Origin of the sequence: Streptomyces fagopyri (assembly GCF_009498275.1) — a bacterium.
GTDB classification, from domain to species: domain Bacteria; phylum Actinomycetota; class Actinomycetes; order Streptomycetales; family Streptomycetaceae; genus Streptomyces; species Streptomyces fagopyri.
This window is the reverse complement of the sequence record NZ_CP045643.1, coordinates 3357670-3378858: the sequence shown is the minus strand read 5'-3', so window position 1 is coordinate 3378858 and position 21189 is coordinate 3357670. Positions and strand designations below refer to the sequence as shown.

General features: G+C 73.0%; 18 protein-coding genes. 5 read left to right on the top strand and 13 right to left on the bottom strand.

The window, feature by feature from the left end; genetic code table 11:
- The first annotated feature begins 174 nt into the window (after nt 1–174).
- Nucleotides 175–1803, top strand: a complete 1629-nt coding sequence (locus GFH48_RS14350) for a multicopper oxidase family protein (protein WP_153288646.1) — start codon at nt 175–177, stop codon at nt 1801–1803.
- Nucleotides 1804–1876: 73 nt separating this feature from the next.
- On the opposite strand, the gene GFH48_RS14345 is transcribed toward GFH48_RS14350, so the two are convergent.
- The 4 genes from GFH48_RS14345 to GFH48_RS14330 form a co-directional block, all read right to left on the bottom strand.
- Nucleotides 1877–3097, bottom strand: a complete 1221-nt coding sequence (locus GFH48_RS14345) for a C40 family peptidase (protein ID WP_153288645.1) — start codon at nt 3095–3097, stop codon at nt 1877–1879.
- Between the two features lie 102 nt (nt 3098–3199).
- Complete coding sequence (locus tag GFH48_RS14340) at nt 3200–3505, bottom strand: hypothetical protein (protein ID WP_153288644.1); 306 nt, start codon at nt 3503–3505, stop codon at nt 3200–3202.
- A 25-nt stretch (nt 3506–3530) separates the two neighbouring features.
- Nucleotides 3531–4256, bottom strand: a complete 726-nt coding sequence (locus GFH48_RS14335) for a TetR/AcrR family transcriptional regulator (RefSeq protein WP_153288643.1) — start codon at nt 4254–4256, stop codon at nt 3531–3533.
- A 152-nt stretch (nt 4257–4408) separates the two neighbouring features.
- Entirely contained in the window at nt 4409–5353 is a 945-nt protein-coding gene (locus GFH48_RS14330; protein ID WP_153288642.1) for an AurF N-oxygenase family protein, read from the bottom strand.
- Between the two features lie 138 nt (nt 5354–5491).
- On the opposite strand from GFH48_RS14330, the gene GFH48_RS14325 reads away from it, so the two are divergent.
- Entirely contained in the window at nt 5492–6598 is a 1107-nt protein-coding gene (locus tag GFH48_RS14325; protein WP_153288641.1) for a ferritin-like domain-containing protein, read from the top strand.
- A 361-nt stretch (nt 6599–6959) separates the two neighbouring features.
- The gene (locus tag GFH48_RS14320) at nt 6960–7868 is read left to right on the top strand and encodes an ADP-ribosylglycohydrolase family protein (RefSeq protein WP_228120574.1); all 909 of its coding nucleotides are present in this window, start codon (nt 6960–6962) and stop codon (nt 7866–7868) included.
- Between the two features lie 57 nt (nt 7869–7925).
- On the opposite strand, the gene GFH48_RS14315 is transcribed toward GFH48_RS14320, so the two are convergent.
- The 7 genes from GFH48_RS14315 to GFH48_RS14285 form a co-directional block, all read right to left on the bottom strand.
- Entirely contained in the window at nt 7926–8696 is a 771-nt protein-coding gene (locus GFH48_RS14315) for a TIGR03943 family putative permease subunit (protein WP_153288639.1), read from the bottom strand.
- Nucleotides 8693–9823, bottom strand: coding sequence for a permease (locus GFH48_RS14310; RefSeq protein ID WP_407698630.1), 1131 nt, complete (start codon nt 9821–9823; stop codon nt 8693–8695). Before GFH48_RS14310 ends, GFH48_RS14315 begins: the two co-directional genes overlap by 4 nt.
- Nucleotides 9824–9906: 83 nt before the next feature.
- The gene (locus GFH48_RS14305; protein WP_153288638.1) at nt 9907–11487 is read right to left on the bottom strand and encodes a penicillin-binding transpeptidase domain-containing protein; all 1581 of its coding nucleotides are present in this window, start codon (nt 11485–11487) and stop codon (nt 9907–9909) included.
- Nucleotides 11488–11506: 19 nt separating this feature from the next.
- A complete protein-coding gene (locus tag GFH48_RS14300) occupies nt 11507–12856 on the bottom strand; it encodes an FtsW/RodA/SpoVE family cell cycle protein (protein WP_153292906.1) in 1350 nt (449 codons plus the stop codon).
- Nucleotides 12857–13098: 242 nt separating this feature from the next.
- The gene (locus GFH48_RS14295; protein WP_153292905.1) at nt 13099–14469 is read right to left on the bottom strand and encodes a sensor histidine kinase; all 1371 of its coding nucleotides are present in this window, start codon (nt 14467–14469) and stop codon (nt 13099–13101) included.
- 125 nt (nt 14470–14594) lie between these two features.
- Nucleotides 14595–15371 carry a hypothetical protein gene (locus GFH48_RS14290; protein WP_153288637.1) on the bottom strand — a complete coding sequence of 259 codons (777 nt, stop codon included), beginning with the start codon at nt 15369–15371 and terminating at the stop codon, nt 14595–14597.
- A gap of 233 nt (nt 15372–15604) precedes the next feature.
- Nucleotides 15605–16111, bottom strand: a complete 507-nt coding sequence (locus GFH48_RS14285; protein ID WP_153288636.1) for a protein-tyrosine phosphatase family protein — start codon at nt 16109–16111, stop codon at nt 15605–15607.
- Nucleotides 16112–16208: 97 nt separating this feature from the next.
- On the opposite strand from GFH48_RS14285, the gene GFH48_RS14280 reads away from it, so the two are divergent.
- Nucleotides 16209–17012 carry a nuclease-related domain-containing protein gene (locus GFH48_RS14280; RefSeq protein WP_153288635.1) on the top strand — a complete coding sequence of 268 codons (804 nt, stop codon included), beginning with the start codon at nt 16209–16211 and terminating at the stop codon, nt 17010–17012.
- Nucleotides 17013–17318: 306 nt separating this feature from the next.
- Here the strand turns inward: GFH48_RS14280 and GFH48_RS14275 are convergent, their stop codons facing one another.
- Together GFH48_RS14275 and ligD are read right to left on the bottom strand one after the other, a co-directional pair.
- Nucleotides 17319–18596 carry an ATP-binding protein gene (locus GFH48_RS14275; protein ID WP_153288634.1) on the bottom strand — a complete coding sequence of 426 codons (1278 nt, stop codon included), beginning with the start codon at nt 18594–18596 and terminating at the stop codon, nt 17319–17321.
- A gap of 422 nt (nt 18597–19018) precedes the next feature.
- A complete protein-coding gene (ligD, locus tag GFH48_RS14270; protein ID WP_153288633.1) occupies nt 19019–19900 on the bottom strand; it encodes a non-homologous end-joining DNA ligase in 882 nt (293 codons plus the stop codon).
- A 148-nt stretch (nt 19901–20048) separates the two neighbouring features.
- Between ligD and ku the strand changes: the two genes are divergently transcribed.
- A complete protein-coding gene (gene ku, locus GFH48_RS14265; RefSeq protein WP_194280585.1) occupies nt 20049–21182 on the top strand; it encodes a non-homologous end joining protein Ku in 1134 nt (377 codons plus the stop codon).
- The last annotated feature ends 7 nt before the right edge of the window (nt 21183–21189 follow it).

Here is a 21189-nt window from a genome sequence, read left to right as displayed (position 1 = left end):
CCTGATCCCTGCCGGATGTGGGCCGAGCGTGTCCGGCCGTGCGGTTCCCGGCGCTCCTCCGAGGAGCGCCGGCGCCCGCGAGGCAGGGGAAGTAACGATTCTTCACCACCCTGGTGCCAGGACACGCCGCTTCAGTTCTCGCACACATGCGGACAAAACGTGTGTTATTCATCCATGCACACATACAAGCGGCGCACCGTGCTGGGTGCTTCGATCGTGGCCGTCGGCTCCGGAGTCCTGGCAGGCTGCTCCGGCTCCGACTCGGGGTCCGGCCCGCGCCCGGGGGCCGGGGCAGCCGGCAACGGGGGCGCCGGCTTCGTCCCCAACGGACCCGACGGCTATGTGAACCCCTCCGATCCCGAGGTCCTCGCCAGTGAGCGCAGACGGGGCTCGGGACCCGTCCGGGAGTTCCGCCTCACCGCTGCCGAGACCACCCTCGACCTGGGCGGACGTACCGTCAGGTCATGGGCGTACGGCGACGCGCTGCCCGGCAAGGAGGTCCGGGTCACCAAGGGGGACATCCTCTCCCTCACGCTCGCCAACCACCTGCCGACGGACACGACGCTCCACTCGCACGGGATCCGGATGCGCTGCGACATGGACGGCGTGGGGGGACTGACCCAGAACTCCATCAGGCCCGGCGCGGACTTCACCTACCGCTTCGCCGTGGCGCACTCGGGCACCTACTGGCTGCACTCGCACACCGGCATGCAGCTCGACCGCGGGCTGTACGCCCCCCTGATCGTCGAGGACCCCAGGGAGCCCCTGTCCTACGACAAGGAGTGGGTCGTCGTCCTGGACGACTGGGTGGACGGCGTGGGCGGCTCCACCCCCGACGGAGTCCTCTCCCAGCTGCGCGGTGGCAGGAGCGCACCGATGGACATGGGGGAGGGCGGCGCGCACAGCGGGTCCGGCCACGACGCGGCGGCCGGCCCGCAGTCCTCGGGTCACGGTCGCTCCACGGGTCCCTCGCGCATGCTGCACGGCCCCCGCAGTCGCATCCTGCGCAGCGAGGGCGGCAGTGTCGACTACCCGTACTACCTGGTCAACGGCCGGATCCCGCAGGCCCCCTCGGTCTTCCGGGCCCGCCCCGGGGACCGCATCCGGCTGCGGATCATCAACGCCGGCGGCGACACGGCCTTCCGGGTGGCGCTGGGCGGCCACCGGATGACGGTGACCCACACGGACGGCTACCCGGTCCAGCCCAAGGAAACGGACGCGCTGCTGATCGGCATGGCCGAGCGCTACGACGTGCTGATCACCGCCGGGGACGGGGTGTTCCCGCTGGTCGCGCTCGCCGAGGGCAAGAACGCCCGGGCCCTCGCGGTCCTGCGGACCTCCAGCGGGGCCATGCCCGGGCCCTCCGTGCGTCCGCGCGAGCTCGACGGCAAGGTGGTGCCGGCCCGCCGGATGCGGCCGCACGAGTCCGTGGAGCTCAACGACTCCTACCCGGACCGTCAGCTGCGCGTGAAGCTGACCGGCGGCATGCGGAGGTTCGACTGGGCCTTCGACCACGAGCCCTACTCGCTGCAGCGCCGCCATCCGATCCGCGAGGGCGAACGGGTCCGCCTGAGCCTCATCAACGCCACCAACATGTGGCACCCCCTGCATCTGCACGGCCACACGTTCGCACTCACCGGCCTGGGCGCGGTCGGAGCCCGCAAGGACACCGCCGTGGTCCTGCCGCACCGCAAGCTCGTCGTCGACTTCTACGCCGACAACCCTGGACTGTGGATGCTCCACTGCCACAACCAGTACCACTCCGAGTCCGGCATGATGACCATCCTCGGCTATCGCAGGTGAGAGCCGGACACCGCGCCCTGCCGGGCGGACGCCGGGCGGGACGCGGTGCGCCCGGGGGGCGGGACGGCGGCCCCTACCGGGCGTTCCCGTCCGGCCCGTCGGTCGTCCCCGCGGGCAGCGCCGGCGGCGCGTACCGCGGGACGGGCTTTCCGGCGGGGTCGGGCCGTACGGCGCCCAGGACCGGGTTGGCGGCGATCGGCGAGATCTTGATCTTCGCCCCGGGCCGTGGCGCCTGCACCACCATTCCGTCCCCCATGTACAGGGCGACGTGTGTGGCCTCGGGGAAATAGACGACCAGGTCGCCGGGGCGCAGTTCGGTCAGCGGGATCCGGCGCAGCCGCGCCCACTGTTCCTGGCTGGTGCGCGGAATGGGCTGCCCGGCATGGTCCCAGGCCTGCGAGGTGAGCCCCGAACAGTCGTACGCCGCGGGCCCCTCGGCACCCCATCGGTACGGCTTCCCGAGCTGCCGCACGGCGTACTCCACCGCCGCGCGGCCCTCCTGCGAGGGGGTCCGTACGGTGCTCAGCGCCCCGGACGTCACCAGTTTCCGCTGGGCCGTCTCCGTCCCCCGCTTCTCCAGCGTGTCGAGTTCGGCGAGCTGCCGCGCGGTGAGCGAGGCGAGCAGCCTCTCGACGTCCTTCAGCCGCTCGCGGACCTCGTCGCGTGCCTTCTTCTGCCGTGCGGCGAGGGTGAGCTGACCGTCCAGGGCCTTGCGCGCCCGCCGGGCCAGCCCGTCGGTGTGCCGCTCGCTCCCGGCCAGCCGGTCCACGGTCTTGGCGCGCTCCCGGGACAACTGCCTGATCACCTGCTCCTCGTCCAGCGCGCGCTGCGGATCACGGGTGAGCAGCAGCCGTACGTACGAGGAGACCCCGCTGCTGCTCTGGTACTGCTGCCGGGCCAGCCGTCCCGCCGCGCCGCGGCTGTCGTGCAGGGAGAGGCGGGCCCTGACGAGTCTCCCGTCGAGCCGCGCGACCTCGGCCCGCTGTCTCCTGAGCTTCTCCGCGGTCGCGTTGTACGTCTCGGTGGCGCGCTCGGCGTCCCGGTACCGCTTCTGGAGGTTCGTCAGCAGCCGCGCCGCGGACCGCGCTTCGGGACCGCCCGCGCCTGCCCCCACGGAGGCGGAGGGCCGGGTGTCCGCGCCCGCCCCCGCGGAGGCCGCGGGGCCGGGCGCCGGGGCGGCTGCCGCGGGCGCGGCGGGTCCGGAGGCCAGGGCGGCCGCGGCGGGTACGGGCGCGAGCAGCGCCCCGGTCGCCAGCGCCGCCGTGCAGACCAGGCGCAGGACGCGTCCTGACACTTCATCACCTCCGCCGCCGCGGTGGTCTCTCCACCCCGCACCGGAAGGATCGGACGGTCACGCCCCGGATGCGCGCCCGGTGACCGGTTCGGCCCAAGAAGGTCACTCGTCGGCGTGGGACTCCGGCGTGGCGCCGCCCTCGGCGCGCGGCCCGGACCAGGGCCACTTCGGTCCGCCGCCCGCGCGGCCCTCGGGGTCGTACGTGTACTTCCATCCCTGGTGCAGTCCCAGGCGCTTGCTCCGGGCCGACTGGACGCGGCGGTAGACGAGGACGGTCGGCGGGCCGCCGGCCGCGTCCGGCACCGGTACGCGGTACACCTTCGGCGGGTGTCCGGTCAGACCGAGCAGGACGGGCAGCACACGCCCGTCCAGCGGGCCTCCCTCGAAGGGGGTGTCTTGGCTCTTCACCGCACCAGTGTCACAAACGAGCCGCTCAAAGCAGTCGCGCCGCGTCACCGAGCAGCGGGACGACCCGCCGGGCCAGCGCTCCCACCGCGCCGTCCGGCGCCTCCAGGGCGAGCGCCGCGCGCACGACGTCGGCGGTCTGCGGATCGCGCCCGGCGCTCGCCACCAGCATCGCCACGAACTGCTCCACCAGCCAGTCCCGCAGCTCGTCCAGCGGCGGTTCCTTGCCGCCGTCGAGCCAGCTGAGCGACGCGCCCTCGACCGCGGTGATCCACATCCGTACGGTCATCCGCAGCCGCGGGCCCGGATCGCGCACGGCGAGATGGTCGACGATGTGTTCGGCGGCGGCCCGCCGCACTCCGTCCACTATGGCGGTCGTCCTGGACGTCTCCACGACGCTGCCGCCCTGCAGCAGCGCGCTGAAGCCCGTGTCGTGCTGGTCCACGAAGGCGAGATAGCGGTCCAGGGCCCGTGACAGCCGTTCGCTCAGCGAGCCCTGCGGCGGCTCCGCGAAGCAGTGCTCCAGTTCCTCCGCCGCGGAGCGCAGCGCGGCCTCGTACAGCTGCTGCTTGCCGCCGGGGAAGTACCGGTACACGAGGGGCCGCGACACCCCGGCGGCCTCCGCCACGTCGTCCAGCGAGACCTCCTCGGGCGCCCGGTGGGCGAAGAGGGACAGTGCGGCCTCGAGGAGCTGCGAACGCCGCTCCTCGACGCTCAGCCGGCGGTATGCGGGGGTGGGAGCCGCGGAGGTCATGTCGGCAGCGTAACCCGAGGGTTCGCGCCCGCCGGCCCCGCGCGCGCCCGCCCCGCGGGGCCGCGACCCGTGGTTCCGGTCCGTTGCGCGAGGCGGGGCCGCGGCCGGTGGCTCCGGCCCGGGTCCCGCGAGGGGACCGGCGTGGCGGCCCGTCAGGCCAGCAGTCCGGACGCCTTCCACAGCCGCCGCCCGACCCCCCGCAGTACGCCGATGTCGTCCAGGAAGTCGGTCAGGTGCCTCGCCCCGGTCTGCATCACCTCGCGCCGGTGCCCGCTCGCCCGCACCTGCGCCACGGCCTCCCGCCGGTCGAGGCCGACGTTCGTGTAGACCTCCGGATTGACGAACGCGACGGAGAAGATCCGGGCGAACTCGCCGGAGGTGACGCGGGTGAACTCCTGGGACCAGCGTGGCGCGGTCACCATCTGGCGCCGCAGCTCCTCCCGCGCGTACCGCACGTGCCGGGCCTCCTCGATCACATGGATGCGGGTGACACCGCGCACCAGGGTCTGCACCCGCTCGTCCGGGAAGGTCAGCCGCTGCATCCAGTCCAGGATCTCCTCGCCGAGCAGAGTGGCGGTGAAGGAACCGGGGGTGGTCGAGACGGTCTTGAAGAGCCGACCGAGATTCAGATGGGCGCGGCTGACCGGATAGTGCGGGGTGCCGCCGCGCGAGATCAGCCGGGCGAACATCTTCGAGTGCCGGCACTCGTCCTCGATCTCGGTGAGCGCGTACCGCACGTGCGCGCTCGTGGCCGCCTTGTCGTAGATGTGACGCACCAGCAGCTGCATCAGGATGATCTCGAACCAGATCCCGAGGGAGGCGAGCGCCGCCGCCTCGTGCTGCGAGAGCAGGATCCGCTGGTCCTCGCCCATCCGCTTCCACAGCGGGGTGTCGTACAGCGACACCAGCTCGGGCGGCCAGAACCACTTGCCCTCCTCGAAGGGCGCGTCCCAGTCCAGCTCCTCGTCCGGGTCGAAGGAGTGCCTGGCGGAAGAGGCGAGGAGCCGTTCGGCCACCTGTTCCCGGTCCTTGAGCAGGCCGAGCGCGTCGCGCAGCCCGTCGAGCCGGTCGAATCCGTCTTCCGTCACCGTCGTCATGACTGTTCCCACCTCGTCGTACGGGATCTTCAAGGGTTACCGGCGGTCACTTCTTATGAGAATGCCTGTCAGCAAGCTCGTCAATCCCCTGTGCGCGACTTGTTGACGATGCGTCTACCCCGTGTGAGCCTGCCAGGTATGCCGACGCACGAGCTGTACGCCAAGGACCCGGGAGACCCCCTCTGGCAGATACCGGCCTCGGGGGCGGCACGTTTCAGCTGGGAGTACGACGACGGTCGCGACCGCCTCCTCGCCCTGTACCAGAAGGGCAAGGACAAGCAGTGGGACGGACAGCGGCGCATCGACTGGGACATCGAGGTCGACCCGTACGATCCGCTCGGCACCCCCGACGAGGCGATGACCCTGTACGGGACACCGCACTGGGCGAAGATGACCGACCGGGACAAGGGCGAGCTGCGCCGGCACTACACCGCCTGGCAGTTCAGCCAGTTCCTGCACGGCGAGCAGGGCGCGATGGTCTGCGCGGCGCGCATCGTGGAGTCCGTCCCCGACCTCGACGCGAAGCTCTACTCGGCCACCCAGACCATGGACGAGGCCCGGCACGCGGAGATCTACGGCCGTTTCCTGCACGAGAAGATCGGAATGCTCTACCCGGTCAACGACCATCTGCGGTCCCTGCTCGGCGACACCCTCCGCGACTCCCGCTGGGACATGCCCTACCTCGGGATGCAGGTCCTGATCGAGGGCCTGGCACTCGCCGCCTTCGGCATGATCCGCGACACCACGGACAAGCCCCTGCCCCGGCAGATCCTCGCGTACGTGATGCAGGACGAGGCCCGCCATGTCGCCTTCGGCCGCATGGCGCTGCGCGACTACTACCGGCAGCTCTCCGACGCCGAGCGGCGTGAACGCGAGGAGTTCGTCATCGAGGGCTGTTACTTGATGCGGGACCGGTTGCGTGGTGTCGAGGTGCTGGAGAACTTCGGCATCCCCCGGGCCGAGGCCGAGCGGTACAGCGAGCAGTCCGAATTCCTGCACCTCTTCCGCCGGCTGCTCTTCAGCCGCATCGTGCCCTGCGTCAAGGACATCGGCCTGTGGGGCGAACGCCTCCAGCGGGCGTACGTCGACATGGGCGTCTTCGAGATGGGCGACTCCAGCCTCGACCTGCTGATGACCCAGGACGAGGAGATCGCGGAGCGGCTGGACGCGCGGCGGTTCGCGGCGGAGGAGAAGGCGCGCGTGACCGAGGTCGAGGAGATGATCGAGTCCGGCGCGGACTCCTGAGAACCGTGCGCCGCTCCCGCTCGAACCGCGGCGCCTCAGCCCGAACGGCGACGACGGGTCCGCGCCGGGCCGCTCGAACCGCCCGCGCCGGCCTGCCCGTGACGGTGTGTTCGCCATGGCGCGGTGGTCCGCGCAGGACGGTGTGCGGGTACCGGGCCCCGCGAACCGTTCGCGTCAGCGTGCCGGTGACGGTGTGCTGGTACCCGGGCGCGTGGTGGTCCGCGGGGAACGGCGCGTCGGCACCGGGGCGTGTGGTGGTCCGTCGGGGACGGTGTGGTCGTACCGCGCCTTTCCGGCCGGCCCCGGACGAAGGGCCCGGACACCGGTGCGGCAATCCGTCCCGACCGGCATCATCCTTCCCATGACTCCCGAGCCGAACTCCGTCCGGACCGACCGTCCGTCGGCGCGCCGCAGCCTGGAGGGCCTGGCCCTGGGCGACGCCTTCGGCGAACGCTGGTTCCCGCTCGTCCGCGACCACCCCCGGGCGTACGCGGAGATCCGCGCACGGCTCACCCCGCACGAACCCGTCTGGCACTGGACCGACGACACGGCGATGGCGCTGGGCGTGCTCAGGGTCCTCGACCAGTACGGAGAGGTCCGCCCACGCGAACTCGCCCAGGCCTTCGCCCTGGGCCACGACGCGGACCCGGCCCGCGGTTACGGCCACGGAATGCGCCGACTCCTGCCCCGCCTGGTCCAGGAGCCGGAGCGCTGGCCGGAACTGGCCCGGGAGCTCTTCGACGGCGAGGGCAGCCTCGGCAACGGCGCGGCCATGCGCGTCGCCCCGCTCGGCGCCTGGTTCCACCGGAGCCTGCCGCTCGTCGCCGAACAGGCGGCACTCTCCGCCCGGGTGACGCACGCCCACCCGGAGGGTGTCGCGGGAGCGGTCGCGGTCGCGACGGCGGCGGCGCTCTCCGTCCGGGGCGAACTGGACCTCACCGCCGTCGCGGCCGCCACCCCGGCGAGCGCGGTCCGCGACGGCCTCACCGAGGCGGCCGGGGTCCCCTTCACCACCGAACCCTGGAAGGCCGCGGACCTCCTCGGCAGCGGACGGCGCGTCCGCGCCGACGACACCGTCCCGTTCGCCGTCTGGTGCGCGGCCCGCCACCCCGCCGACCTGGTCTCCGCCCTGTGGACCACGGCGGAGGGCTTCGGCGACGTGGACACGACCTGCGCCATCACGGGCGGGATCGTCGCCGCCCGCACCGGCGTCGACGGCGTACCGCAGGAGTGGCTGCGCCGCCGGGAGGCGCTGCCCGGCGCCTCCTGAGCGGACCGGACGACGAACTCCGGGTCGAGGGCCCCCAGGCCGTCGGGAACCCCCGTGTCAGTTGTTCCAGCTCTCGTCGTACGGGTCGTGCGGGGTCGGGACCGGCCTGGCCTCGGTGACGTCGAGGAAGGGGATGACACCGCCGTTGACCGGGTCCTTGGCCCGCTTGCCGGTGTAGGTGCCGGTGACCCGCAGCCAGGCGTCGGGCTGCAGGACGGGCGGGATGTGCCCGGTCAGGCCGATCTTGACCGGCTGCGCGTCGGCGGCACAGCAGTTGAGGGCCATCCGGACCAGGTACGGGGTGCCGTCGTGGCCGAGGGCGACGAAGCCGGTGACCTCGATCCGCCGGTGCCCCAGGGTGCGGCCGTGCCCGTACGCGGCGCGCCCCGCGTAGTCGACGACGCTGAGCGGGAGCGGGTCGGTGGCCGGCAGGCGCGGATAGGCGAGGGGTGCCTGCAGCGCCGTACCGGTGTGCAGGGCGCTGTAGGAGCCGAGGGCGGGCGGGGCGACCAGGATGAGGGCGAACAGGGGCAGGACGAGGAGCCAGGAGACACGGGGTTCCCGGTGCGCGTGCCCGTGTCCGTCCCCGCTCCCGGCCCCTTCCGCCGTGCCCTCGCCCTCGCCCTCCCCGTGTCGGCCCTCGCCCTTCGACGCGCGCCGGTCGTACCGGACCGTCGCCAGCGCCGCGAGGATCAGGACGACACCGGCCGCGAGGAGCAGGGGCCGCAGCCCGGCCTTGACGTAGCGCAGATAGAGATCGGTGAAGCCGGCGTGCAGTACCGCGGCGCCGACCAGGAACATGATCGCCGCCTGGGCCTGCCGGTTCACAGGAGCACCGTCCCGACGAGCACCGATCCGACGACGGCCAGCACGAAGGTGGCGGGCGCGAACCGGAGGGCGAACCCGCGGCCGAACGTGCCCGCCTGCATGGCGAAGAGCTTGAGGTCGATCATCGGTCCCACCACGAGGAAGGCCAGCCGCGCGGTCAGCGAGAACTGGGTCAGCGACGAGACCACGAACGCGTCGGCCTCGGAGCAGATGGACAGCAGCACCGCGAGGACGGCCAGGGCGAGGATCGCCACCACCGGATTGTCGGCCGCCGCGTGCAGCCAGCTCGCCGGTACGACGGCCTTGAGGGTGGCCGCCGCCATGGCCCCGATGACGAGGAAGCCGCCGGCGTGCATCACGTCGTGCCGTACGGACCCCCAGAACGCGGCACCCCTGCCGAGGCCCTCGTGCGAGGGGCGGGCCGGAGGCCGCAGCCAGTCGGCACGGCCCAGCCGCTGCCACAGCCACCCCATCGAGCACGCCACCAGCAGACTCGCCACGAAGCGGGCCACGACCATCCCGGGATCGCGGGGGAACGCGACGGCGGTCGCCGTCAGCACGATCGGGTTGATCGCCGGCGCCGACAGCAGGAACGCCAGCGCCGCCGCCGGAGTCACCCCCCGGCGCACCAGCGCCCCGGCCACCGGAACCGAAGCGCACTCGCAGCCCGGCAGCACCGCCCCGGCCATCCCGGCCACCGGCACGGCCAGCGCGGGCCGTTTCGGCAGCGCCCGAGCGAAGAACGCGGGCGGGACGAACACCGCGATGGCCGCCGACAGCAGCACGCCGAGGACCAGGAAGGGCAGCGCCTGGAGGACCACCGCGACGAACACGGTCATCCAGCTCTGCATCACGGGCGCGGACAGGGCGCCGCGGACCGGGCCCTGCGCCAGCACCAGGACGATCAGCAGCATGACCAGCACGAGCGGCGAGTTGAAGTGCCAGCCCCGCGGATCATCGGCGCGCCCGGGGGCGCCTTCCGCGCGCACCGGCGGCACGTCCGCCTCCGCGTCCCGCGGTTCGTCCGGGTCCTGTGGTCGGTCCGCGTCCCGCGGTTCGTCCGCGGTCCGTGGTTCCTCCGGGTCGCGGCGGCCGGTCCCGGGCGGGGCCACTCTGGTGATGCTCACGGGCGAGGTACCTCCGGCATGACAGGACTGGGGCCTTGTGGTGGGGAGCCCTCCCATCAGTACGCCGATTCAGGCCGGATATCTCATTCCGGCCGGAACCGACCTCCATGACGCCCGTCACCGCTCCCGTTGTCGCTCCCGTCCTCGTTGCCGTTGCCGCCGGCGCCGCCCGCGTCCCCGCCTCCGCCCGCGTCCCCGCCCCCGTCACGGAACCCCAGCACCGCCTCCATCACGGACCTCGCGATCGGCGCCGCGTCGCCGCCCCCGCTGATGTCGCCCCGGTCCGCCGCCGCGTCCTCGACGACGACCGCGACCGCCACCGCGGGCTGCAGCGAGTCGTCCGCCTGGGCCCAGGAGATGAACCAGGCGTACGGCAGCCCCAGGTTGTCGATGCCGTGCTGGGCGGTCCCGGTCTTGCCGCCGACGGTCGCCCCCGGAATCGCGGCGTTCGCGCCGGTGCCGTCCGTCACCACGTCCGTCATCAGCCGGCGCATCCGCGCGGCCGTCACCGGGCTCATCGCCTGGCGGAGCGTGCGCGGGCCGGTCCTCGCGACGGTCATCCCGTCCAGTCCTTTCCTGCGTTCCACCAGATAGGGCGACTTGACCGTCCCGCCGCTCGCCACGGCCGCCGAGACCATCGCCATCTGCAGGGGCGTGGCCCGCGTGTCGAACTGGCCGATGGAGGAGAGCGCCAGCTGCGCCCTGTCGAGGCGGGTGTCGAAATTGCTGGGCGCGGCCAGGAACGGGATCCGCAGCTTCTTGTCGTTGAAGCCGAAGGCGGCCGCCGTGCGGGTCATGTCACGCAGTCCCACGTCCACGCCGAGCTTGGCGAAGACCGTGTTGCACGACCACTCGAAGGCGTACCGCAGCGACGCGTCCGCGCAGCCCTCCGTCTCGTTCGTCAGCCAGGTCGTACTGCCGGGCAGCGTGTACGGATCGGGGGAGTCGGTCGAATCGTCGACATCCGTGACCACGCCGGTCTCCAGCGCCGCCGCGGCCGTCACCACCTTGAACGTCGACCCCGGCGGATAGGTCTGCCGGATCGCCCGGTTGAGCATCGGCTTGTCCGGCGCCGCGTTCAGCCGCCGCCACGCGTCCGTCACCGCCGTGCCTGTCCCCGACAGCAGCCCGGGGTCGTAGGAGGGCGTCGAGACCAGCGCCAGGATCCTTCCCGTCGACGGCTGGATGGCGGCGACCGCGCCCCGGCGCCGGCCCAGCCCCTCGTAGGCCGCCCGCTGCGCGGCCGGGTCGAGGGTGGTGACGACCTGGCCACCGGGGTTGCGGGCGCGCGTGACGTCGTTCCACAGCGGAAGCGGCGAGAGCATCGGATCGGTGCCGGAGAGGATGCCGTCCTCGGTGCTCTCCAGGGACGTCCTGCCGTACACCTGCGAGGCGAAGCCCGTCACGGGCGCGTACAGCGGGCCGTCCGTGTACGTCCGCTCGTAGCGGAGCTGCTCCCCGGTGTCCCTGGAGCCGGTGACGGGCCGGCCGCCGACCAGGATGTCGCCGCGTGGCTGCCCGTACCGCGCGATCGACTGACGGCGGTTGGCCGGGTTGTCGTCGTACGCCCCGCCCCGGACGACCTGGACGCGCGCGGCGTTCACGAGGAGGGCGACGAGCAGCACGGCGCACAGGGCGGCGGCCCTGCGGATGTACTTGGTCATGGTGAGTCCTTCCGGCGGCTCACGGCGCCGCCGTCCCGTCGTACTGACTGCGTGCCGAATCGCTGATCCGGATCAGCAGCGCGACGATGATCCAGTTGGTGACGACCGAGGAGCCGCCCTGGGCGAGGAACGGCATCGCCATGCCGGTCAGCGGGATCAGACCGGTCACACCGCCGGCGATCACGAAGACCTGGAGCGCCACGATCGAGGCGAGGCCGATCGCGAGGAGCCGCCCGAAGGGGTCGCGCAGGGCGAGTCCGGCCCGGTAGCCGCGCTCCACGAGGAGCGCGTAGAGGAGGAAGATCGCCGAGAGCCCGGACAGGCCCAGCTCCTCGCCTGCGGTGGCGAGGATGAAGTCCGACTTGGCGGCGAAGCCGATCAGGATGGAGTGGCCGAGTCCGAGACCGGTACCGAGCATGCCGCCGGCGGCGAACGCGAAGAGGGACTGGGCGAGTTGGTTGGGCCCGAGCCCCGCGTCGATCGAGGCGAAGGGGTGCAGCCAGTCCTGTACCCGCCCGTGGACGTGCGGCTCCAGCCGGCCCACGGCCATGGCGCCCGCACAGGCGAGCAGCAGGCCGACCGCGATCCAGCCGGTGCGGCCGGTGGCGATGTACAGCAGGATCACGAACAGGCCGAAGAACAGCAGCGATGTGCCCAGGTCCCGCTCCAGGACGAGTACCAGCACGCTCAGCAGCCAGACCGTGACGATCGGGCCGAGGACGCGGCCGGTGGGCAGCTGCAGCCGGATGAAGCCCAGGAGGGGGCGGCCCGCGTGCGTGAGCGCGTTGCGGTTGGCCGCGAGGTAACCGGCGAAGAAGACCGCGAGGAGCACCTTCGCGAACTCGCCCGGCTGGATGGAGAATCCGGCGATCCGGATCCAGATCCGGGCGCCGTTCACGGCGGGGAAGAGGATCGGCAGCAGGAGCAGCGCGAGCGCGGTGACGACCGAGACGTAGGTGTAACGCTGCAGGACGCGGTGGTCGCGCAGGAAGAGCACGACCACGATGAAGAGCGCGACACCGAGGGTCGACCAGATGAGCTGGATCGGGGCGGCCGGGTCGCCGGGGGTCTCCAGGTCGAGGCGGTAGATCAGCACCAGACCGAGCCCGTTCAGCAGGACGGCGATCGGCAGCAGCAGCGGATCGGCGTACGGCGCCCGCAGCCGTACCGCGACATGCGCGAGCAGCGCCAGCACGCCGAGTCCCGCGCCGTAACCGGCGGCGCCGGGCGGGACGGTGCCGTGCCGGGCGAGTCCGACCGCGCAGTAGCCGTACACGGAGAGCAGCACGGCGACGACGATGAGCGTGAACTCGATCCCGCGGCGCCGGGCGAGGCGTGCGGAGGGGAGGGGCGGGGGCGGATCCGCCACGACGGCCGTACCGGTGGTTCCGGTGGTTCCGGCCGTCCCGGCTGTTCCGGAGTTTCCGGTTGGTCCCGTTGGTCCGGCCGTTCCGTCCGAACCGGGCATTCCGGGCTGAATCATGTCCGGAACGTAGCAAGTGGTGGAGCTGATGTCCTGTTATGTGGTGACGAACGGGCCGTTTCGGTGTACCTCGCCGGGGTTCATCGTGTTCGGGGACGAAGGGCTCGGGGCGAAGGATTCGGGGGCGCTCAGGGGCCGCCGTCGCCGTACCCGTCGTTCCGCCCGTACTCGTCGTTCCGCCCGCGCCGGTCGTTCCGCCCTTCCCGCCCTTTCCGTCCTGCTCCCTCGTCCCGCTCCTCCCCGTCCTCCCGCTCGGCCCGTTGACCTTCTTCGTCCTGAGGGAGCGTCAAGGTCGCCAGCGCGCCGCCGTCGGGAGCGTTGGCGAAGACCAGCCGCGCGCCCAGTACCTCCGCCTGGCCGAGCGCGATCGTCAGGCCGAGACCATGACCCTTGGAGCCGCCCTCGGTACGGAACCGCTGCGGCCCGTGCTCCAGCAGGTACTCCGGATAGCCGTCACCGTGGTCCCGTACGGTCACCACCGGGCCGTCGACGGTGAGCACCACCGGAACCCTGCCGTGCTTGTGCGCGTTGGCCACCAGATTCCCGAGCACCCGTTCCAGACGGCGCCGGTCGGTCTCCACCCGCGTGTCCCGTACGACCTGGACCCCGGTCTTCGTCCCCGACGCCCGCACCACCCGGCCCGCCAGCGGGGCCAGCGGCTCCGAGTCCAGTTCCAGGCGTTCCCGTCCGGCGTCCAGGCGGGAGATCTCCAGCAGATCCTCGGTGAGCGTGCGCAGCGTGGCGACCCGGTCGCGCACCAGCTCGGTCGGGCGGCCCGGCGGCAGCAGCTCGGCCGCCGCGTGCAGCCCGGTCAGCGGGGTGCGCAGCTCGTGCGCCACGTCCGCGGTGAAGCGCTGCTCGCTCAGCAGCTTGCTCTGCAGCGAGGCCGCCATCGTGTCGAGCGCGCCGGCGACCGCGGCCACCTCGTCCTGGGGCCGCGGCGGGCGCTGCGTACGGGCGTCGACGACGGTACGGGGGTCGTGGACGCCCCGGAAGTCATGGACGGTACGGGGGTCGTTGACGCGCGCGTCCAGGTCGCCGGCGCTGATCCGCCGGGCCACCCTCGCCGTCGCGTGCAGTCGCCGGGTCACCCGGGTCACCGCGAACGCCCCCACCAGCAGCGTCGCGCCGATCGCCAGTGCCGAGGACCACACGATCGCCCGGTCCAGGGCGTCGATGGCGTGGGCGCCCTGCGCGTAGTCGAACTGCACGGTGATCGCCCGCCCCCGGCCGGCGGGTCCGGCCGCCCACATGGTGGGGTGCGTGTCCTGGTCGCCGACCATCGTGCCGCGGTGGCCGTCGGTGGCCAGTTCGCGCAGCGCGGCGGGCAGCCCCGGCAGGTCGACGCCCGCGCCGGGCGGCAGCCGGTCGCCCTCCTCGTACGACGCCGTCACCTCGGTCAGCCGGTCGAGCGCGCGGCCGCGGGCCTCGCCGACGGTCTGGTTGGTCACCGACACGTGCACGAGGATGCCGAGGAGGGCGGCGAGGCCGCAGCACATCACCGCGAGGAAGGCGGTCGCCTTCCAGGTGAGGGTGGCGGTCCAGTGGGGGACACGGCAGAAGGCCCGCAGGGCGCGCACGACCCGCGGGCCCCGTGCGGTGCGCGGGCGCCGTCGGCGGCGCGTCACGAACCGCTCGCCGACGGGCCGGACGTCGTGAACGGGGGCGCGGACGCGGACGGCGGCGGGACGGGCGCGGGTGTGGGGGTGGTGGCGCGGGTGGGGGAGGGGGTGCCCACACGGAGGATCTCGTCGCGGGTCGCCAGCATCGCGTTCTGGTGGGCGTCCCAGGTCCACACCGTGCGGAACTCGTAGCCCGGCAGGGTCGAGGGCGAACGGATGATCACCTGGCGGCCCGCGAGCTCCACGCTGACCACGCTGTCCGAGGTGCCCATGACCTGCACCAGCCTGTGGTCCAGGAAGGCGTACACACGTACGGCCAGCTGGTCGTGGGGGAAGCGGATGCCGAGCACCATGTCGTCCTTCCCGTCGCCGGTGAGATCGCGGTAGTACGCCTTCAGGACCGGGCACGCCTCGCCCGGGGCGCCCTTCTTCCCGCAGTCCTCCAGCTGCCGGGCCGTCGGCGCGTACGAGGCGTGCGCGCCGGAGTACTCGTCCGGGTGCGCGGCCACCTCGGCGCGCACCACGTCGAGCGGATTCACCTTGTGCATGTCGTCGCCCGGCGCGGTGACACCCTTGACCGTCTCGGTGTCGGCCTCGCCGTAGTCGAGGGCGGGCATCGACGCGGGAGGCAGCTCCGGCCAGAGTCTGGCGGGGCCGACGGCGGTGGGCGTCTCACCCGCGGCGCGCAGCGCACCGGAGTCGCCACAGCCGGCCAGGACCGCCACCAGCGCGGCGGTGAGGGCGGCGAGCGGGAGACGGCTGGGCCGAGTGGGGGTCACTGCTCTCCTGCGTCCGGGCCGGCCCCGGTCCGGGGCCGGGGGACGGCTCGGTGCGCGAGGCCCGCGGGAAACCGACGGAACCGACGCCCTACACCTTATTCATACGGAAGTCCTTTTTGTTCGCGAGCGGATGGCCGGCCGGAGCCCCCGGTTCCGCCGGTTCTCCCGTCCGCCGCCTCTCCGGCCCCCTCCCTGCTTCCCGCCCGCGCCGGACCGTTTCCGCCGGTGCCCCGCTACTCCGCCAGTTCCTCCAGGAGCCGGGCGGTGGGGAGTCCGGCCCGCAGGTACTCCACGAACAGTTCGTTGTGCAGGGCCCACGGCGAGCGCCGGCCCCGGATCAGCCGTATCGCCTCGTCGGAACTGTGCCCGGCGAGGACCAGCGCGTGCGCCACGACGAGCCCCGACCGGTTGTAGCCGTGGTAGCAGCGGACCAGGACCCGGCGCCCCTCCTCCAACGCGTCGTCCGCGGCCCGCGCGAGACGGATCACGCCCGCCAGCTGGGTGCCGTCCAGGGGGCCGTCCGGGATCGGCCACACATGGTGCTCGACGCCCGGGTCCGGACCGTGCCCCGGCAGCCGCAGCAGCGTCAGGACCAGGTCGAACTCATCGTGTACGACGGCGAACTCCGGCTCCCCGGAGCGCCCCGCGAACGCGTGCCCGCCCATCCACAGGCCTGGCACGATCTCGCTCCACGGGTTCTGCGGAGCGGGTACATCGGGTTGCTTTCTGCGAGTCCGCAACGGCGCCTCCCACAACTCCCCCAACTGCTCACAAAGGTAACCGGGTTCTTGCCCCTGGAGCACCCCGCCTGTTCCCATGGTCATGGGGTGATGGGGCATGAACGGACTGCGGGTCGTACCGGCCTGGCGCCACGGACAGGAGCGCCTCTACGTGTGCCTGACCGACGGGAGGAACGTCGCCTGGTACGACCGTGACACGGCCCGGGTCAACCTGCTCAGCGAGGACCGGCGGGAGGACGTGCTCGACACGCTCGCCCCGTTCCTCACCGGCCCGGTGACCGTGGGACCGCCCCCGGTCCCCACCCCGGCGGAACTGGCCCGCCTCACTCTCCGTCCGGACGACGACCTCGCGCCCAACCGGCCCGGCGAGGCCCTGGTCGTCGCCCTCGACCGGGACCCGGGACCGCCGCACCGGCTGCGTCCCGACCCGCGCCGCCGCGCGCTCGCCGCCGAGCAGGCCGTCGGCGACGCCCTCGACCGCATGGAGGGCGGGGGCTGGCACACCCTGCACTCGGTCCCCCTGCCCGGCGGCGCCCGAATCCACCATCTGGTCATCGGTCCCGGGGGTCTCTTCGCCGTCCGCGCCCTCCACGCCCGCAAGCAGCGGGTCCTGGTCACCGACCCCATGGTCACGGTCGGCCGCCGCGAGGCGCGTCCGCTGCTCCGGCAGGTCCGTACCGACGCCGACCGGGCCTCGTACGCGCTCACCGCCGAGGTCCACCCCGTGCTGGCGCTGGCGGGCCCCGCCGCTCTCGCCGTCCTCGCACCGCTCCGTGACCTGCGCGTGCTCCAGGACAGCGAACTGTCGTCCCTGGCCCGGCTGGGAGGGGTCCTGAAGCCGGCGGACGTGGAGGCCCTGCACGCGATGGCCCGCGACCGGCACACGTGGCTGAGGCTGTGAGGAGGCCCCGGCCGCCCGCGACGCGTCCCCCCGGTCCGCCGGATGCACGGGCGTTCGGCGGCCGGTGGCAGGTGCGCCGGGCGTTCGGTGGCCGGTGGCAGGTGCGCCGGACGGTCGGTTCCTCCGGACCACGGCCGGTGACAGGCGCGCCGGGCAGCCGGTTCCGCCGGGCGGGACGACGGACGGGGTGTCCGCAGGTGGACGGGCGGCCGGTCTCGTCGCTCCCGTTGGTCCTCCGTACGGCCGGCGTACGCCTGCGAACGGCTGCGTACGACTTCCGTACGGAGGCCGTACGCGGCGGCGGTGTCACATCCGCACGTGACGCTCGATGTCCTCCTCGAACTCGGTCAGGGCCTGCGCGGTGAGGGTCGGGCGGGTGTCGGCGACGGCCGCCAGGTAGTCCTCGGTGCCGGCCGGCGTCCCCCGGCGGTCGGTGATCTCGCGCTCGAACGCGGCCTGGGCGCCTTTGCGGGCGGCGAACTCGATGTCGGCGGGGGTGAACATCTCACTCGCCGCCACCAGCCGGTGCAGCTCGACCCGGTCGGCGGCGGGCCCGAGATAACGCCGCCAGATGGCCTCCCGGGCGGCCGGATCCGGGGGTCCCACCGGGATGACGTAGTCGAACCGTCCGGGCCGCAGGAACGCCTGGTCCAGCGAGCGCACGGAGTTCGTGGCGCAGATCAGCAACCGCTCGTCGTGGTCACGGAAACCGGGGATCAGCTTGAGCAGTTCGTTGGTGACGCCGTGGCCGGGATCGACGGCGAGGCCGGACCGGGCGCCCGCGATCTCCTCGACCTCGTCGATGAACAGCACCACCGTCTCCAGTTCCGCCAGCTCGGCGAAAGTGTCCCGCAGCGACGCGGCCAGCCCTTCGGCGCCCGCCGCCAGCCGGGACGGGAAGAGCTCCACGAACGGCCACTCCAGCCGGGAGGCGACCGCCTTCGCGAAACTGGTCTTCCCGGTGCCCGGAGGCCCGAAGAGGATGACGGCCTTCGGCGGCGCCACCCCGTACCGGTCGGCCAGCGCGGGCTCGGCCAGCGGCAGCACGATCCGCCGCTCGATGGCGTCCTTCTCCCGTTCCATCCCGGCGAGCGCGCGCCAGAGCCCGCTCGGCTGCAGCCTGCCGCCGAGCTCCGCGAGCAGCCCCGCCTCGCCCGCGCCGAGATGCTCGACCTTCTCGTAGAGGACCAGCCCGGTGCGCGCCCGGTAGCCGGAGTTCTCCAGGGCCGTCGTCCCGGTGGCCCCCGGGGTGAGCAGGGCCCCGATCCGGCGTACGTCCTGGGCCCGCAGCCGTCGTTCGAGTTCGCCGATCAGGGCGCTGCCGATACCCCGGTCCCGCCACGCGGCGGACAGCGCCACCAGCGTGATCCAGGCCCGTTCGCCCTGGACCTGTGCCACCGCCATGCCCACCATGTCGTTCCCGGCCACGGCGACCACGGCGGGGCCGCAGTTCCGGGCCGCCGCCATGACCTCGGAGACCGGGAAGACGGCGCCGGCGTCGTCCGCCTGCCGGTTCTGGTCCCATATCTGGATCGCCTGGTCGAGATCATCGTCGTGGAAGTCCCGCAGTCGCCACGTCGGCATCATCGCCACCTCGCCGGCAGGCGCCCACCACCCCGGGTGGCACGCGGCCACACACCTGCGCTGCCTCTGTCGGTCCCGCGCTGAACGCCCGGCGGCCCGGCCCCACCCCGCCTGCCCTGGCGTGACCTGCCGTGCCCTGCTCTGCCCCGGCGGGCGCTGCCCCCGTGCTCTGTCGCTGTTCATTGTCCGTGCGGGCCGGATGGCGGGCGACTTGAGGCGAGGCGAGGCGGGCGGATGCGTGGCGGGCGGGTGCGTGGGGCGCGGAGGTGCGGCCTCTCACGGCGTCCCGCCACGCCGGCAGGGCGTGCGGGAGGCGTCCGCCGTTCACAGCAGGGCGTGCGCGCACGCGTCCGCCGTTCACGGCAGGGCGTGCGGGAGGCGTCCGCCGTTCACAGCAGGGCGTGCGCGCACGCGTCCGCCGTTCACGGCAGGGCGTGCGCGCGCCCCCGATCCAGCAGCGGCGCCAGCAGATCGCCGTACCGCTCCAGCCGCGGCGCGATGTCGTGGGCGTGGAAGACGAGCCGCCCCGGCTCGTCGCAGTCCGCGACCTCGTCCCAGGTGACGGGCGCGGAGACGGTGGGCGTGGCCCGGGCCCGCAGCGTGTACGGCGTCGCCGTGGTCTTGCGCGCGGCGTTCTGGCTGTGGTCGACGAAGACCTTCCCCGGCCGAAGACTCTTCGTCATCCGGTGCGTGACCAGTCGCGGCAGCGCGCGCTCCGCCTCGACGGCGAGCGCCTTCGCGTACGAGCTGACGTCCTCGGACGCCACCGGCACCAACGCCGCCAGCAGATGCAGCCCCTTCGAGCCGGACGTCTTCGCGTACGCCGCGATCCCGTCCGCCGCCAGCCGCTCCCGCAGCCACAGGGCGACCTCGCAGCACTCGACGACCGTCGCGGGCGCGCCCGGGTCGAGGTCGAACACCAGTCGGTCCGCCTCGCCGGGCGCGTCCGCCCGCCACTGCGGCGTGTGGAACTCGGTGACGAGGTTCGCGGCCCACATGAGCGAGGCGAGGTCCTGGACCAGGACCATACGGGCGGGTCCCTCCGTCCGGGGGACCTCGGCGGTCCCGACCCAGGCGGGGGTGCCGGGCGGCACGTTCTTGGTGAAGAAGACCGGACCGTCCGGGCCGTCGGGATAGCGGAGGAAGGAGACCGGCCGGTCGCGGAGGTGAGCCAGCAGAGGGGCCGCGGCCGTCGCACAGTAGTGCAGGACCTCGCCCTTCGTGAAACCGGCCGCCGGGTAGACGACCTTCTCCAGGTTGGTGAGCGTGAGCCGCCGGCCCTCCACCTCGGTGATCGGCGTCATGGGTCGAGCGTCGCACGGAACCGTGGACGCGGCGCCCGGTGGCCCGCCAGCGGATGTGCTGTCGCGAACACGCGTCTAGCCTGGCTTCGACCACACCTCGCGACATCCGTGTCGGACCTCTCGAATCCGTGTCAGGAAGGTGCTGCACGTGCGATCCATCTGGAACGGCGCCATCTCCTTCGGGCTGGTCAGCATCCCGATCAAGCTCGTGAACGCCACGGAGAGCCACTCGATCTCCTTCCGCCAGGTCCACCTCGACGACGGCGGCCGCATCCGGTACCGGAAGTTCTGCGAACTGGAGGACCGCGAGGTCACAGGGGGTGAGATCGGCAAGGCGTACGAGGACGGCGACGGTTCGCTGATCCCCGTCACGGACGAGGACCTGGCCTCGCTGCCGATCCCGACCACCAGGACGATCGAGATCGTGGCCTTCGTACCGGCCGACCGGATCGACCCGCTGCAGATGGACACGGCCTACTACCTGTCCGCGAACGGCGTCCCCGCCACCAAGCCGTACATCCTGCTGCGCGAGGCCCTCAAACGCAGCCAGAAGGTCGCCATCGCGAAGTTCGCGCTGCGCGGACGCGAGCGGCTCGGGATGCTGCGGGTGGTGGACGACGTGATCGCCATGCACGGGCTGCTGTGGCCGGACGAGATCCGCGGTACGGACGAGGTGGCCCCCGACGCGAGCGTGACCGTACGCGACCAGGAACTCGACCTGGCCGACGCCCTCATGGACACCCTCGGGGAGGTCGACCTCGCGGACCTGCACGACGACTACCGGGAGGCCGTGGAGGAGCTGATCGCGGCCAAGGCCTCCGGCGAACAGGCGCCGGCCGCGCCCGCGGGGGAGAAGGCGGGCGGCAAGGTGCTCGACCTGATGGCCGCCCTGGAGAAGAGCGTGCGCGCGGCCAAGGAGTCCCGCGGCGAGGAGACGGGCGGGGCGACGGGCGCGAGAGCGGGGGAGCGGACCGGCGGGAAGGCCGGGGAGAGCGGCGGGAGCGGCGGGAGCGGCGAGGTCACCCCGCTCCCGGCCCGCAGGTCGGCCCGTACGGCGCCGAAGGCGGTCGGCGGGAAGAAGTCCACGTCGACCGCGAAGAAGACGGCGGCGAAGAAGACGGCGAAGAGGACCACGGCGAAGCAGACCTCCGGGACCACCGCCCGGACGGCCACGAAGTCGACGTCCGAGAGGGCCACCAAGGGCGCGGCCAAGAAGACGGCCGCCAAGAAGAACGCCGCGACCGCGAAGAAGGCGACGCCCCGCAAGCGCGCCTCCGCCTGAGACGCGT

Excerpts from the sequence above, each read along its gene's own strand:
- GFH48_RS14350 (WP_153288646.1), top strand. The coding sequence starts at position 175 with ATGCACACATACAAGCGGCGCACCGTGCTGGGTGCTTCGATCGTGGCC.
- GFH48_RS14335 (WP_153288643.1), bottom strand. The coding sequence starts at position 4,256 with ATGACCTCCGCGGCTCCCACCCCCGCATACCGCCGGCTGAGCGTCGAG.
- GFH48_RS14330 (WP_153288642.1), bottom strand. The coding sequence starts at position 5,353 with ATGACGACGGTGACGGAAGACGGATTCGACCGGCTCGACGGGCTGCGC.
- GFH48_RS14325 (WP_153288641.1), top strand. The coding sequence starts at position 5,492 with ATGCCGACGCACGAGCTGTACGCCAAGGACCCGGGAGACCCCCTCTGG.
- GFH48_RS14320 (WP_228120574.1), top strand. The coding sequence starts at position 6,960 with ATGACTCCCGAGCCGAACTCCGTCCGGACCGACCGTCCGTCGGCGCGC.
- GFH48_RS14305 (WP_153288638.1), bottom strand. The coding sequence starts at position 11,487 with ATGACCAAGTACATCCGCAGGGCCGCCGCCCTGTGCGCCGTGCTGCTC.
- GFH48_RS14295 (WP_153292905.1), bottom strand. The coding sequence starts at position 14,469 with ATGTGCTGCGGCCTCGCCGCCCTCCTCGGCATCCTCGTGCACGTGTCG.
- GFH48_RS14280 (WP_153288635.1), top strand. The coding sequence starts at position 16,209 with ATGAACGGACTGCGGGTCGTACCGGCCTGGCGCCACGGACAGGAGCGC.
- GFH48_RS14275 (WP_153288634.1), bottom strand. The coding sequence starts at position 18,596 with ATGCCGACGTGGCGACTGCGGGACTTCCACGACGATGATCTCGACCAG.
- ligD (WP_153288633.1), bottom strand. The coding sequence starts at position 19,900 with ATGACGCCGATCACCGAGGTGGAGGGCCGGCGGCTCACGCTCACCAAC.